General features: G+C 61.5%; 11 protein-coding genes. 7 read left to right on the top strand and 4 right to left on the bottom strand.

From position 1 onward, the window contains the following. Positions 1-147: 147 nt before the first annotated feature. The 4 genes from QCE79_RS02770 to purN all read right to left on the bottom strand — a co-directional run bounded on the left by QCE79_RS02770 (position 148) and on the right by purN (position 4,908). Positions 148-1,344, bottom strand: a complete 1,197-nt coding sequence (locus QCE79_RS02770) for an acyl-CoA desaturase (RefSeq protein ID WP_244827223.1) — start codon at positions 1,342-1,344, stop codon at positions 148-150. 227 nt (positions 1,345-1,571) lie between these two features. Further along, complete coding sequence (locus QCE79_RS02765; RefSeq protein ID WP_309841680.1) at positions 1,572-2,948, bottom strand: mechanosensitive ion channel domain-containing protein; 1,377 nt, start codon at positions 2,946-2,948, stop codon at positions 1,572-1,574. Then, entirely contained in the window at positions 2,948-4,261 is a 1,314-nt protein-coding gene (locus QCE79_RS02760) for an RsmB/NOP family class I SAM-dependent RNA methyltransferase (protein WP_244827221.1), read from the bottom strand. Before QCE79_RS02760 ends, QCE79_RS02765 begins: the two co-directional genes overlap by 1 nt. Then, complete coding sequence (gene purN, locus QCE79_RS02755) at positions 4,258-4,908, bottom strand: phosphoribosylglycinamide formyltransferase (protein ID WP_250491894.1); 651 nt, start codon at positions 4,906-4,908, stop codon at positions 4,258-4,260. The genes QCE79_RS02760 and purN overlap by 4 nt, the downstream gene beginning before the upstream one ends. Before the next feature lie 150 nt (positions 4,909-5,058). Between purN and QCE79_RS02750 the strand changes: the two genes are divergently transcribed. The 7 genes from QCE79_RS02750 to QCE79_RS02720 all read left to right on the top strand — a co-directional run bounded on the left by QCE79_RS02750 (position 5,059) and on the right by QCE79_RS02720 (position 15,088). Then, positions 5,059-6,054 carry a bifunctional riboflavin kinase/FAD synthetase gene (locus QCE79_RS02750; RefSeq protein ID WP_244827219.1) on the top strand — a complete coding sequence of 332 codons (996 nt, stop codon included), beginning with the start codon at positions 5,059-5,061 and terminating at the stop codon, positions 6,052-6,054. Positions 6,055-6,144: 90 nt separating this feature from the next. Continuing rightward, positions 6,145-8,976, top strand: a complete 2,832-nt coding sequence (gene ileS, locus QCE79_RS02745; RefSeq protein WP_250525479.1) for an isoleucine--tRNA ligase — start codon at positions 6,145-6,147, stop codon at positions 8,974-8,976. Then, the gene (gene lspA / locus QCE79_RS02740; protein WP_309841674.1) at positions 8,976-9,482 is read left to right on the top strand and encodes a signal peptidase II; all 507 of its coding nucleotides are present in this window, start codon (positions 8,976-8,978) and stop codon (positions 9,480-9,482) included. Before ileS ends, lspA begins: the two co-directional genes overlap by 1 nt. Positions 9,483-9,536: 54 nt before the next feature. Beyond that, positions 9,537-10,754, top strand: a complete 1,218-nt coding sequence (gene coaBC / locus QCE79_RS02735; RefSeq protein ID WP_309841672.1) for a bifunctional phosphopantothenoylcysteine decarboxylase/phosphopantothenate--cysteine ligase CoaBC — start codon at positions 9,537-9,539, stop codon at positions 10,752-10,754. Between the two features lie 4 nt (positions 10,755-10,758). Then, positions 10,759-11,778 (top strand): LLM class flavin-dependent oxidoreductase, encoded by a 1,020-nt coding sequence (locus QCE79_RS02730; RefSeq protein ID WP_309841669.1) that lies wholly within the window; start codon positions 10,759-10,761, stop codon positions 11,776-11,778. Continuing rightward, a complete protein-coding gene (gene dut, locus QCE79_RS02725) occupies positions 11,775-12,221 on the top strand; it encodes a dUTP diphosphatase (protein ID WP_250463450.1) in 447 nt (148 codons plus the stop codon). Before QCE79_RS02730 ends, dut begins: the two co-directional genes overlap by 4 nt. A gap of 356 nt (positions 12,222-12,577) precedes the next feature. After that, on the top strand, positions 12,578-15,088 hold the full coding sequence (locus tag QCE79_RS02720; RefSeq protein ID WP_309841665.1) for a hypothetical protein: 2,511 nt from the start codon (positions 12,578-12,580) through the stop codon (positions 15,086-15,088). The last annotated feature ends 68 nt before the right edge of the window (positions 15,089-15,156 follow it).

Raw genomic sequence — 15,156 nt, 5'->3', positions numbered from 1 at the left:
GTGCCGGCGCTGACTCGTATCGATGCGCTGCCCGGCCACGCTGCAAACCCAACGCCGCGACAAAACGCGAAATCCGCCGCCCAAAAACAAAGACCCCGCCAGAGCGGGGTCTTGTGACGTCATCAAATTTTAACGGATATCGCGATATCAGGCGTAGCGTCGCAGGCGCATCGCGAAGTCTTGCAGAGCCTTGATGCCGCTCTCTTCTGCACGGTGGCACCAGTCCTGCAATTGCACCAGCAGTTGCTCGCGCGACGCATTGGAGCGGTCCCACATTGCCGACAGGTCCTTGCGCATTTCGATATACGTGCGCAGCTTCTGGTTGTCCGAGAACAGTTCCGGCAATTGCTTGCGCTGCGGCTCGTCGAGACCGTCTTCTTCCTTATGGACCCACTTGCGCGCACCGCGCATCAACTGATACTTCTCACGCGCACCGGCTTCCTTCAGCTTCGACAGTTCCTGTGCGTATGCGCGCTTGAGCGCCTTGCCGTAGCGCGCCATCACTTCGTAGCGGTTCGCGAGCACGGCTTGCAGCGTGTCGTTGTCGAGCACCGACTTGCTGTCCGCCAGACGCGGTGTGGGCGCGACCTTCTTCACCTTGGCGAGACCCACGGCCGACAACATGCGGATATAGAGCCAGCCGATATCGAACTCGTACCACTTATTCGACAGCTTCGCCGACGTGGCATACGTGTGGTGATTGTTATGCAGCTCTTCCCCGCCGATCAGGATACCGAGCGGGAAAATGTTCGTGCTGGCATCGGCCGAATTGAAGTTGCGATAACCCCACCAGTGCGCAAGACCGTTGACCACGCCAGCTGCCCAGAACGGAATCCAGATCATCTGCACGGCCCAGACCGACAGACCGACGATGCCGAACAGCGCCACGTCGATAACCATCATGATGCTGATGCCGAGGATCGGATAACGCGTGTAGAGATTGCGTTCGAGCCAGTCGTTCGGCGTGCCGTGACTGAACTTGCGCATGGTCTCTTCGTTTTTAGCTTCGACGCGATAAAGCTCGGCGCCTTCGAGCAGCACCTTCCAGATGCCGCGCGTTTGCGGGCTGTGCGGATCTTCTTCGGTTTCGCACTTCGCGTGGTGCTTGCGGTGGATCGCCGCCCATTGGCCGGTCAGCATGCCGGTGGTCGACCAGAGCCAGAAACGGAAAAAGTGACTCGCGATCGGATGCAGGTCGAGCGCACGATGCGCCTGGCAGCGATGCAGATAGATCGTGACGCCAGCGATGGTGACGTGCGTCATCGCGAGCGTGAACAAAATGATCTGCCACCAAGAAAAGTCGAGCAATCCGTTGGCGAGAAATTCGAGAGAAGAATTCAGCAAGGCAATTTACCTATCTAGCTGTGAAATTCGGAAAAAATGGCCGGTGCAAATAACGCTGAACACCGTGTTGGGCACATGAAAGAAACGCGCGCAAGTTCGATCGCATTCTACTGCATGCGTTCCAAGTCTTTGTCGTAAAGGTAGAATTTCTTGTATGGTAACAAAACGCGCAAAAACTCACGCGCCGATTTAATGCCTGTTTTCGATCCAAATCAACGGATCGAGCATCAAACCCGGGCTCCGGCCGGCGCTGCAGCGTCATCGCCGCGCCTTTCGGCATTTCCTACCGTATCGACTGGTGCATTGCGCGCGTCGCCAACAATCCTTATCTCGCGTTGCGCGTAGGGGATTTCAATGCCGTTGTCACAGAATAACCGCCAAACACGACGATTTACCTGCGACTTGACGCCGCCCGTGCCCTTCGCGGCATCTTCGATCCAGAGACTCAATTCTAGATTGATGCCGTCAGCGCCAAAGCTGGCAAGCAATGCGGCGGGCGCAGGGTCCTGCAGCACGCGTTCGACATCGTGCGTGGCTTCCACGAGTAGCAGCATCGCGCGTTCCACGTCGGAGCGATAACTCACCTGCACGGCAATCTTCGCGTTGCCGCGCGTCAGGAACGACGAATGGTTCTGTACCACGTCAGTGATGAGTTTTTCGTTCGGAATCAACGTTTCGATGCCGTCGAGTCCGCGCACTACGGTATAGCGCGTGCGAATCTGCGTGACCGTGCCCTGATAGTTGCTCACGTTGATCATGTCGCCAAGCCGCAGTGACCGGTCGAGCAGAATGATGAAGCCCGAGACATAGTTGCTCGCGATCTTCTGCAAGCCGAAGCCGAGCCCCACGCCGAGCGCGCCGCCGAACACGCCGAGCACCGTAATGTCGATGCCGACGATAGACAGACTCACCAATATGGCCGCGAGGATCATCAGTGCCCGCGCAACGCGGCCGAGCACGACCTTGAGATTGGCGTCGAGTGAGCGGGAGCGCATCAGCCGGTCGTCGAGCAGCGCGCCGGCCCACATCGCCACGATCAGCGTCACGCAGACCCACAGCACGCCCGATGCAAGCGACAGCAGAGTCATGTGCGCGTTGGCGAAATTGAAGCGCACGCTCGCCATCCAGCGCACGACGTCGTCCTGTATGCCCATTACGGTGAGGAGCATCACGACCCAGACAATGGTCGTCACGAGCTTTTCGAACAGAAAGAGGAGCGCGCCCGCCTCGTGCTCGGTGCCGTCGCGATTGAACACGCGGCGCGCGACGTAGAACATCAGATAGATGACGGTGATGCCCAACAACGGCACGAGCGCGAGCCGCAAGAACGCGGTGTGAATGAACGGCGCGAGCAACAGTTGCGCGGCCGTCACGAACACCGTGCCGAGCAGCGGAAAGAGCGCTTTGTTCAGGCTCTCCGCGCCGAAACGCACCGCCTCGAAGCGCGACTGGCGGCGCGCATCCAGCCGCTTGCGCAACAGCCGCGCGCACCACCACGCGACGACCAGCAGGCCGATCAGAACCGCAACCTGCCACAGCACCTCCGGTTCGCCGAAGTCGCGAAACAGGCGTTCGGAAAGATGCGTCAGGATGCGGTTCGGCATCAGCTTTCGGAAGGCGCTTCGTCTTCCGCCGCGGAAGCCTTCGGCGATTTTGCGTCGGGCACGCGTTCCAGCACGGCGGCGAAGAAGCCGTCGGTGCCGTGCTTGTGCGGCCACAAGGACAAGAACTCGCCCGTGTCGAGGTCGATGCGCTGTTCCGCCAGCACATCGCGCGCGGGCACGACACGGAAGTTCGGATGCGCTTCCAGGAACTGCTTCACCACGCCTTCGTTTTCGGCTTCAAGCATGCTGCACGTCGCGTAGACGAGACGCCCGCCGGGTTTGACGAGGCGCGCCGCGCTCGTGAGAATCGAGAGCTGCTTGGGCGTGAGTTCCGCAACCGTCGCGGGCGATTGCCGCCACTTCAGGTCGGGATTTCGACGCAGCGTGCCCAAGCCGGAGCAGGGAGCATCGACGAGAACGCGGTCGATCTTGCCCGCGAGGCGCTTGATCTTCGCGTCGTGTTCGCTGTCGATCAGCACCGGATTCACGTTCGACAACCCGCTGCGCGCAAGACGCGGCTTGAGTTTGGCGAGACGCCGGTCGGAGACGTCGAACGCGTAGAGACGGCCGGTCGAGCGCATCATTGCGCCGAGCGCCAGCGTCTTGCCGCCCGCGCCCGCGCAGAAGTCGACGATCATCTCGCCACGGCGCGGCGCCATCAGCGAGCACAACAACTGGCTGCCCTCGTCCTGCACTTCGATCCAGCCTTCCTGGAACGGCGCGAGGCGCGTGAGCGCGGGCTTGCCGTCCACGCGGACGCCGAACGGCGCGAACGGCATTTCGCCCGCGTCGATGCCGGCTTCGCTCAGCGCTTTCAAAACGACATCGCGGCTCGCCTTGATCGGATTCGTGCGCAGATCGAGCGGCGCCGGATAGTTCAGCGCGGCCGCGAGTTTGGCGAGTTCCTCGGCGTCGAAACGCTTGGCCATGGCCTCGTAGATCCACTGCGGCAAGTTCGTGCGTATGCGCACCGGCAAGCTCGCGGGATCGATCTTCGATACCTGCGCGAGCCATTGGTATTCGTCGGCCGAGACGTGCGGCTTGAGCGCGGTGAGACCGGCAGTCTGCATCAGCCCGAGCAGCGCGAGACGCCGCGCCTGGTTGCCGCTGCCGCTTTCGGCCAGATGCGAAAACTCCATTTTCCGGCGCAGCACGGCGAACACCGCCTCCGCGATCACGCCGCGCTCGCTGTGACCGAGCTTCGGATGCGCGCGGAAGAAACGGCTGGTCGCGGCATCGGCGGGACCTGAAAAGCGGAGTACGTCCGCCAACAGCGTTTCGGTTTGACCAATCAAAAATCCATGCAGCCTCATGCGCCCTCCCCGGCAATGTCGGCAAAGAGCCACTGTGGCTCAGAGGAACGAAGCGCGACGCGCTTTCCCTCGATGGCAAGACGCCCTTCCACGAACCAGCGCACCGCGCGTGGGTAAATCTCATGTTCGACGGCCAGCACGCGCTCGGCGAGCGTGGCGGCGTCGTCGCCGGGCAAGACCGGCACCGCGGCTTGCGCGACGATCGGACCATGATCCAGCTCGGGCGTCACGAAATGCACGCTTGCGCCGTGCACGCGCACGCCGGCATCGAGCGCTTGCTGATGCGTGCGCAAGCCCGCGAAACTCGGCAAGAGCGACGGATGCACATTGAGCATGCGCCCCGAATAGCGTTCGACGAAGGCATTTGTCAGAACCCGCATGAAGCCCGCGAGCACCACGCAATCCGGTTCGAAGCGATCGATTTCCCGCGCGAGCGCGCCATCGAACGCTTCACGCGAGTCGAATTCGCGATGATCCACCACCACGCCTTGAATGCCGTTCTCGGCCGCGAAGCCAAGCCCGGCGGCATCCGGCCGGTTTGAAACGACCGCGCGAACGCGAGCCGGCCAGCCTTCGCGCGCGCAAGCACGCACGACGGCCTCCATGTTGCTCCCGCGTCCGGAGATCAGAATGACGATATTTTTCATTCGCGGATTTTATCATTCGGCGACGGCGAAAATCGTGCCAATCCGATTGACGAGCGCGCAGCATCCGGCCGCGCGCGCCCGTCGATGCGTGCGAGCGTTTATAATCTAACGCTTTGCGGCGCAAGCCCTGCCCACCCACCAACGTCTATCGTGAGAGTCTTTCGCGGCCTCCCCAATGCCGAAAGCCGGTCGCCTTGTGCGCTGACTATCGGCAACTTCGACGGTGTCCATCGCGGTCATCAGGCGTTGCTCGCGCGCGTGCGCGCCGCCGCGGACGCGCGCGGGCTGCCGGTCTGCGTCATGACCTTCGAGCCTCACCCGCGCGAGTTCTTCAATCCGGCGGGCGCGCCGCCGCGTATCGCCATGTTGCGCGACAAGCTCGAAGCGCTGCGCACGAATGGCGTGGATCGCGTGGTGGTCGAGCATTTCAATCACACGTTCGCGAGCCAGCCGCCCGACAAGTTTGTCGAAGACATCATCGTGAACGGGCTGCACGCGCGCTGGGTCATGATCGGTGACGACTTCCGCTACGGCGCCAAACGCGCGGGCGACTTCGAATCGCTCAAGGCAGCCGGGGAAAAACACGGCTTCGAAGTCGAGCAGATGGCAACCGTCGCGCATCCGAACGGCGCGCGCATTTCGTCGTCGTCGGTGCGCTCGTCGCTCGTCGCGGGCGACCTCGACGCCGCGCAACTCGCGCTTGGCCGTCCGTACGTCATCAGCGGCCACGTCGTGCATGGCGCGAAGCTTGGCCGCGATCTCGGCTTTCCCACGCTCAACGTGCCGATTGCGCACAAGCGGCCCGCGCTCGCCGGCATCTTCGTCGTGCGCGTGCATGGGCTTGCCGATGAACCCTTGCCCGCCGTCGCGAGTCTCGGCCTGCGCCCGACCGTCGACGACTCCGGCCGCGTGCTGCTCGAAGTCTTCGTGCTCGACTGGCACGGCGACGCCTACGGCAAGCTCGTGCGCGTCGAATTCCTGAAGAAGCTGCGCGACGAAGAAAAGTACGTCGACCTGGAAACGCTTTCCGTTGCCATCGCGAAGGACGTCGCCAGCGCGCGCGCCTACTTCGGTTTGCCGCCAGCAAGCGCGGCGGGCAGCGGCGCGACGGGCTTCGCCATTTCGGCCACCGACCGAATTAGGTGAGCGCGCGGCGCCCTTGCGCCGCCCGCTGCCCCGTTCTCGAATCACTGCGCGCGTCGGCGACGCCGTCTCACCGAATTCACCGAGTCACACATGAGCGACAAGAAACAAAAAGCTGCTGCGAAATATCCCGTCAACCTGCTCGACACCCCGTTCCCCATGCGCGGCGATTTGCCCAAGCGCGAACCTGCGTGGGTGAAGGAATGGCAGGACGAAAAAATCTACGAGAAAATTCGCGCCGCCAGCAAGGGCCGCAAGAAGTTCATCCTGCACGACGGCCCGCCGTATGCGAACGGCGACATCCATCTGGGTCACGCGGTCAACAAGATTCTGAAAGACATGATCGTCAAGGCGCGCAATCTCGCGGGCTTCGACGCGGTCTACGTGCCGGGCTGGGATTGCCACGGCATGCCGATCGAAATCCAGATCGAAAAGCAGTTCGGCAAGTCGCTGCCGGCCACGGAAGTCATGCAGAAGGCGCGCGCTTATGCGAGCGAGCAGATCGAGAAACAGAAGGTCGGTTTCCGGCGTCTTGGCGTGCTCGGCGACTGGGACAATCCGTACAAGACCATGAACTTCGCGAACGAAGCCGGTGAAATCCGCGCGCTCGGCAAGATCATGGAAAAGGGCTACGTGTTCCGGGGCCTCAAGCCCGTGAACTGGTGTTTCGACTGCGGCTCGGCGCTGGCCGAAGCGGAAGTCGAATACAAGGACAAGACCGATCCGACCATCGACGTGCTGTTCGCGTTCGCCGAACCCGAAAAGACCGCGCAGGCGTTTGGTTTGCCCGCGTTGCCGAAGGCTGAAGGCGGCATCGTCATCTGGACGACCACGCCCTGGACCATTCCCGCCAATCAGGCGCTGAACGTGCATCCGGAGATCGTCTACGCACTCGTCGATACCCCGCGCGGCCTCCTCATCCTCGCGCAAGAGCGCGTCGAGGCATGCCTGCAGAACTACGGCTTGCCGGGCGAAGTCATCGCCACGACGACCGGTGCGAAGCTCGCGAACCTGCGGTTTCATCATCCGCTCGCGGCGGCGCATCCGGGCTACAAGCGCACGGCGCCCGTGTATCTCGGTGAGTACGTGACGACAGAAAGCGGCACGGGCGTCGTGCACTCGTCGCCAGCGTACGGCGTGGAAGACTTCGTGTCGTGCAAGGCGCACGGCATGTCGGACTCCGACATCGTCAGCCCCGTCATGGGTGACGGCCGCTATATCGAATCGCTGCCGCTTTTCGGCGGACTGTCGATCTGGGACGCGAATCCGCGGATCATCGAGGCGCTCGAAGGCGCGGGCTCGCTGCTCAAGACCGAGAAGTACACGCACAGCTACATGCATTGCTGGCGCCACAAGACGCCGATCATCTATCGCGCGACCTCGCAATGGTTCGCAGGCATGGACGTGACGCCGAAGGACGGCGGCAAGACGCTGCGCGAGACCGCGCTGGAAGGCGTCGAGAACACGGCGTTCTATCCGTCGTGGGGCAAGCAGCGCCTTTACAGCATGATCGCGAATCGCCCGGACTGGACGCTTTCGCGTCAGCGTCAGTGGGGCGTGCCCATGGCGTTTTTCGTGCACAAGGAAACGGGCGAACTGCATCCGCGCACGCTCGAATTGCTCGAGGAAGTGGCGAAGCGCGTCGAGCAAGGCGGGATAGAAACATGGCAGGCGCTGGACCCGCGCGAGCTGATCGGCGACGACGCCAACATGTACGAAAAGAATCGCGACACGCTCGACGTCTGGTTCGACTCCGGCACCACGCATTGGCACGTACTGCGCGGCTCGCACAAAGACTCGCTGCAATTTCCGGCGGACCTGTATCTCGAAGGTTCGGACCAGCATCGCGGCTGGTTCCATTCGTCGCTGTTGACGGCATCCATGCTCGACGGCCGCCCGCCCTACGACGCGCTTCTCACGCACGGCTTCACGGTCGATGGCGAAGGCCGCAAGATGTCGAAGTCGCTCGGCAATGGCGTCGATCCGCACGAGGTGGCGAACCGTCTGGGCGCGGAAATCATTCGCTTGTGGATCGCATCGACGGACTATTCCGGCGAGCTTGCGATCTCCGAGGAAATCCTGAAGCGCGTGACGGAGACGTACCGGCGTATCCGCAACACGCTGCGCTTCTTGCTCGCGAATCTGTCCGACTTCGACTTCGAGAAGAACGCGTTGCCGGTCGAAGACTGGCTCGAAATCGATCGTTACGCGATCGCGCTGTCGCGCAATCTGCAGGACGACGCGCTCGCGCATTACGAGAAATACGAGTTCCACCCGGTCGTCGCCAAGATCGCCACGTTCTGCTCGGAAGACCTGGGCGGCTTCTATCTCGACGTGCTGAAGGATCGTCTTTACACGACGAAGCCCGATTCACGCGAGCGCCGCAGCGCGCAGACGGCGCTTTATCACATCGCGCATGGCTTGCTGCGGCTCATCGCGCCGTATTTGTCGTTCACGGCGGAAGAGGCGTACAAGGTGCTCAAGCCCGGTCAGGAAACCATCTTCACCGAGGTCTATCACGCGTATCCGGAAGTGGCGAACGCGGGCGAATTGCTCGATACGTGGACGCTCATCCGCAACGCGCGCGGCGACGTGACGAAGGCGCTGGAAGAAGCGCGGACGGCCAATCTGATCGGCTCGTCGCTGCAAGCCGAGGTGCTCGTGCGCGCAAGCGGCGCGCGTTATGACGCGCTCGCCAGTCTCGGCGATGCGTTGCGCTTCGTGCTGATCACGTCATCGGCGGCGCTCGAGCGCGTGGCGAGCGAAGCGGAAGAAGGCGTGGACGTGAGCGCATCGAGCTATCTCAAGTGCGAGCGCTGCTGGCACTACTGTGCGGATGTCGGCTCGCACGCGGATCATCCGGGACTGTGCGGCCGCTGCTTCTCCAACCTTTTCGGCGCTGGCGAAACGCGGGGCGCGGCATAATGGTTCGAACGATGTCGAAACAAACTTCCGGTAGTGGCTCACTTGCGCCGTGGCTCGGCGTCGCGCTGATCGTCATTCTGTTCGATCAGTTGACCAAGATCGCGGTGCAGAAGATTTTCGCTTACGGCGAACCGCACGCGCTCACGCCCTTCTTCAACCTGTTCCTCGTCTATAACCGCGGCGCCGCCTTCAGCTTTCTCGCGGCGGCGGGCGGCTGGCAGCGCTGGGCGTTCACGGCGCTGGGCGTGGTGGCTGCTGTCGTGATTGGCTATCTGCTCAAGAAGCACGCCGCGCAACGGCTCTTCTGCACGGCGCTCGCGCTCATCATGGGCGGCGCGATCGGCAACGTGATCGATCGTATCGCTTATGGTCACGTGATCGACTTTCTGGACTTTCACGTGCGCGCGTGGCACTGGCCCGCGTTCAACCTTGCCGACAGCGCGATTACGATCGGCGCGGTCCTGCTCGTGTTCGACGAACTGCGGCGCGTGCGCGGTTCGCGCTGATGTTTCCGGCGCGGCTTTACAGAGAGCCGCGCGTCTCGCATCGATGGAGGCAAGTTGACTAGCGAACTCACGGGTAAGCATTTGGTGCTTGGCCTCACCGGCGGTATCGCCTGCTACAAGATCGCGGAACTCACGCGCCTCTTGATCAAGGCGGGCGCGACCGTGCAAATCGTGATGACGGAAGCGGCCACGCAGTTCATCACGCCAGTCACCATGCAGGCGTTGTCGGGCCGTCCCGTCTACACCTCGCAATGGGACGCGCGCATGCCGAACAACATGCCGCATATCGATCTTTCGCGCGAGGCGGATGCCATCGTCATCGCGCCCGCATCCACCGACTTTCTCGCGAAACTCGCGCACGGCATGTGCGACGACCTGCTCTCGACCTTGTGCATTGCACGCGATTGTCCGCTGCTCGTCGTGCCCGCCATGAACAAGCAGATGTGGCAAAACCCGGCCACGCAGCGCAACGTCGCGCAGGTTCGCGGGGATGGCATCGAGGTGCTAGGACCGGATTCGGGCTCGCAAGCGTGCGGCGAGGTCGGTGACGGACGCATGCTCGAACCCGAAGCCACGTTCGAAGCCATCTGCGCCTTCTTCCAGCCTAAGATTTTGCGCGGCCAGCGCGTGCTCATCACGGCCGGCCCGACTTTCGAGCCGCTCGATCCCGTGCGCGGCGTCACGAACCGTTCGTCAGGAAAGATGGGCTTCGCGCTTGCGCGTGCGGCAGCGCAAGCCGGCGCGGACGTGCATCTGGTGGCCGGGCTCGTTTCGCTGCCAACGCCTTGGGGCGTATTTCGGCAAGACGTGCAGACGGCCATGCAGATGCATGACGCCGTCATGCAGGCCACGCCCGATGCGGACATTTTCATCGCGGTGGCGGCGGTCGCGGACTGGCGTGTGGATCACGTCAGCGAGCACAAGATCAAGAAGGTCGCGGGTCAGCCGTTGCCATCATTCGAGTTCGTCGAGAATCCGGACATTCTTGCGTTGGTGGCCAAACAGCCGAACCCGCCCTATTGCGTCGGCTTCGCGGCGGAAAGCGGCGATCTTGACGTTCACGGCGAAGAGAAGCGCAAGCGCAAAAACGTGCCGCTTCTGATCGGCAATCTCGGTCCGCTCACGTTCGGCCGCGACGACAACGAAGTCGTGCTCTTCGAAGCATCCGGCGCGACACCCTTGCCGCGCGCCGACAAAGCGACGCTTGCTCGCACGCTGATCGGCGAAATAGCGAAACGCGCGCCACGCGGCGGCGGCTCGATACTCTCCTAAGCCCATGACAAAGCTCTCGGTTTTAGACCAGACGCCTGTGATCCACGGTCACTCGACCGCGGATGCCATCGCGGCCACGCTCGATCTCGCGCAACTCGCGGACGACCTCGGCTACACGCGCTACTGGTGCGCGGAGCATCACGGTTTGTACGGTGTGTCGAACCCGTGTCCGGAAGTGATGCTCGCGCGTATCGGAAGTCTCACGAAGCGTATCCGCATTGGCTCGGGCGGTGTCATGCTGCCCTACTACAGTTCGTTCAAGGTGGCCGAACAGTTCCTGATGCTCGAAGCGCTGTTTCCAAATCGCGTGGACTTAGGTGTCGGGCGCGCGCCGGGCGGCGACATGCGCACGGCGCAGGCGGTGGCCGCGGGTTCATACAATCGCGGCGACATTTTCCCGCAACAAGTGGCCGAACTCGTCGCGCTTTTCAAAGGCGAACTGCCCGACGATTCACTCGCGAAAGGCGTGCTGCTTCAGCCGCAGATCGAAACGCGTCCGCAACTGTGGATGCTCGGCTCCAGTGATTTCGGCGGCTTGCTCGCCGCGCAACTCGGCATTCGCTTTGCGTTTGCGCACTTCATCAACGCGCAGTATGCGCATCGCGTGGCGGAGGCTTATCGCGAGCGTTTCACGGCCGGCCACGAGGAGAAGCCTTATCTCGCCGCAGCGGTTTTCGTGATTTGCGCCGATACCGACAAGGAAGCCGATGCGCTCGAACGCGCGGTGGATCTGCGGCGCGTGCAAATGGCTTATGGTTTGAATCAGCCTATTCCGTCGATTGCGCAGGGCATCTCGCAGGTCTACGGCGAACGCGAGCTCGCAGTGATCGCGCATGAGAAAGCGCGCAGTATCATCGGCACGCCAGAGCGCGTGACGGAAAAGCTGCATGCGCTGCAAGAGCAATTCGACGCCGATGAACTCATCGTCCTTACAGTCGCCGGCAGCTATGCTGCGCGCACGCGGTCCTATCAACTTCTCGCCGAGGCATTCGAACTCGGCCGCCACGCTCAAAAGAACGTATGAAACTCGACGTCAAGATTCTCGATGCGCGCATGCGCGATTTCCTGCCCGCGTATGCCACGCCTGGCAGCGCGGGCCTCGACCTGCGCGCGTGTCTGGACGAGCCGATGGTCATCGAGCCGCATCAAACCGTGCTCGTGCCCACTGGCCTCGCCATTCATCTCGCGGACCCCGGTTATGCGGCGCTAATTCTGCCGCGATCAGGACTCGGTCATAAGCATGGCATCGTGCTTGGCAATCTGGTCGGTCTGATCGATTCGGATTATCAAGGGCAACTGATGGTATCGACATGGAATCGCGGGGACACTGCATTTACGTTGAATCCGATGGAGCGTCTTGCGCAATTGGTGATCGTGCCGGTGGTGCAGGCACAGTTCAATATCGTCGATGATTTCGATGCCAGCGCGCGTGGCGCGGGTGGTTTCGGTAGCACGGGCAAGCACTAAGCCGCATAGGTCGGGCTGCAACGGCCCGATCAGTCGTTTTATATTCCGAGCGCCATCACCGGCGCGCGCCCCGATACGGTGCGCAAATCTCGGATTTCTCCCATTCTGGCATTTATTTCCGCCACCTATAAATCGGGTGTCGAACTGATTTAAAGGTGTTCGGCACCACGCCTCGATAAGCTGGCAGCGGCTATCGAGATTCTCAATATCTTGATTGTTCTAGGAGCCGACAAACAAGACACATTGCAATTAGTTCGTTGTACATACTTAAATAAAGTAAGTTCACAAAGGCTCGTTATTATTTCGTATATCGAATTGATAATGATTCCAGCCGAAATAACGAATGGAGCAAGAACATGCAGATCAAATATGATGCAGTCGTCGGTGCGGGCGCCAATGAATGGTACGGCACGATCATCGTCTCCAACCTGCGCTATGAAGACGACAGCGCGGTCACGGTCGACAACTATCTTGCGTTCAACTTTCACTCCCCAGCCAATATCGACGCTACGGCAATCACGCCAGCGTATGCCGTGTACGTGATCGGAGACATTACCGCCGACGTTTCGCAACTGGGCGACGGCACTTTCGACGCCACCGTGACGATCGACTACACCACGTCCTACACGATGCAGCCGGCGGATCAGATCACCATCGGCATCAATGGGAATCTGGTAGCCAGCCCCGACACGTGGCTCAATTCGTTCACCTTCGCGGCGGACCAGTCGCCCGATATCGAAGGAACCCTGTCAATCACGTGTCCGGCCGCGCCCGATCCCGCTCTGTCCGGTGTGCTTCCCACACTCACGCTGACTCAGGGGGACGCGGCCGTCACCGTCGTCCTTTGCTATGACCAGACGTGTACGTCCGAACTGGAACAAGGCACGTATAGCGTGATAGCCAACCCTGTTGTCACGGGCGATGAGACGGTCCTCGCTCCGTTGCTCGTGGACCAGTCGACCGTCAAGATCGTGGCGGGTCAAACCTCGTCGCTTAAAGCGAGCTTTGGTCCGGTGGAATATTACTGTTCGCTCGATCTCTCGTTTAGCGCGCTTACCGGCCTTTCGACCGAAACGCTTCATGTGACGGTGAACGACATCGAGACCGGCGCGACGCTCGCATTATTCGACACCCGGACGAACAGCGTCGTTTCGCTACGCAAGCTGCCACCCTCGGGCAGCGCACGAGTCTCGATTCAAAACGTCGCGCTCAATAATGTCGAATACTCGTTCTCGGTGCCGCTCGTCACGCTGACGAACGCACTGCAAACGTTGACGATCAGTGATTCGATGATCACCACCTCGAACGTCCCCACCACGGGCTATGTCGAGCTGCCGATCAATATCACGGCTCAGGATGCGGTCGATCATGCGATCGAATTGCGTCTGACGGGCGGTTCGATGACCTATGTGCAGAACGTATCCGCCAAGTCGCAACAGACGGCATTCGCCGTTCCGATACAGCCAGGCAGCTATAGCACGACGGCGGGCGATTTCCTTCTCGCGGGCGTGGTCTATGTCGTCGAGGCACCGTCCTCGCTCAACGTGACGAACGACGAGAGCGCGCATCTCGATGTGAGCATTACGACCTCCGCCAATCTCACCGTGCCCGGCTTTCCGAACTATCTGTCGTTCGGCGGCTGTACAGATCTCGTGCCGAGCAATGAAGCGGATTTCGTCGCTGCACGCGCAACTTCGATCTTCTGTTATGCCGGAACGGACGGCGCTGGCGACGCCAGCACGTATCTGACGGACGACCCTCAGACCCGCGCGACGATCTCGCTTGCCCGTTCAGTCGAGGACGACTTGGGCAATGTGCAGCCGGTGCTGCCCGTAATGGTGTCCTACACCTGCAACCTGTCGCTCGGCGACACGCCGGACCAGTTGGCGAACGCGGACGCTCACGCACACAGCTTCGCGAACTACATTCTGGCGCTCAATATCGCGAACGAGGCGATCGACAGCGCGCATCCGGTGCCGGCGGGATTCATCGTGAATCCTGACTTCCTCGGCTCATGCGAGCAGGGTAAATATGCTCCAACTTACGCGATGCCGGTACGCGCGCCGCTGCAGACCGCGCTCGATCACTGGCAGGTCACGGCCACGATTCCCGCTAACGTCACGGAGGACATCAAAGGCTACGTGCTGGCCGTGAACTGGCTGACGCGCACCATCGCGCCCAAGGTGACTTTCGGCTGGCAGATCAACCTTTGGGGTGTGGGCTACTCGGAATGGATCTACGAGGCCGACGTCGATCCCGCGCAAATGGCGCAGCAGACGGCGAGCTATGTCCAGAGCCTTGGCGTCTACGACGAGCCGTACAAGCCCGACTTTCTGGCTATCGACCGGTACGAAGCCGACGACTTTACTCAGCGCGCCTACGAGAATGGCTATTGCTACGGCCCACGCGAATGGGATCGCTTTTTCGACTTTTGCAAGGCCGTCAGTCGTGCGCTCAAGTTGCCCGTGATGCCGTGGCAAATTCCAGCCAGCCACATACCGACCGTTGACGACCCGGTCGCGGACCCGTTCGATTCGCAGCACTGGGGCACGGGCGGAAGCTGCATTCTCGGCGATCCGGCAATCGGCTCGGATGCGAGCCACGTCAATGCAACCGTGCTTGCGCTGCCTTTCCCCGATGCGTTCACGCAATACATGGGCAACACGGTCGCGGACATGTTCACGCGCTCCGAGCCGTTCGATATCACCAACCCCCTCTACGGCGACTTTCCACTGCGTGGCATTTTCACCTTGTTGCTCGGCGGCGGCGCGACGACGGGCATCGTCACGACCATAGGCAACCCGGAACCGTGGACCAGACAGAAGCTGAATGTCTACATGGATAACCCGATCTCGCTCGATCACTAGGAATCTGGGCGAGACGCGTAAAAAAAAAGGCGCGGATTCAATCCGCGCCGTTTTTGTCTTCAACCGCA

Source organism: Caballeronia sp. LZ003 (assembly GCF_031451465.1).
Lineage (GTDB): Bacteria > Pseudomonadota > Gammaproteobacteria > Burkholderiales > Burkholderiaceae > Caballeronia.
This window is presented reverse-complemented; position numbering and strand designations above follow the sequence as displayed.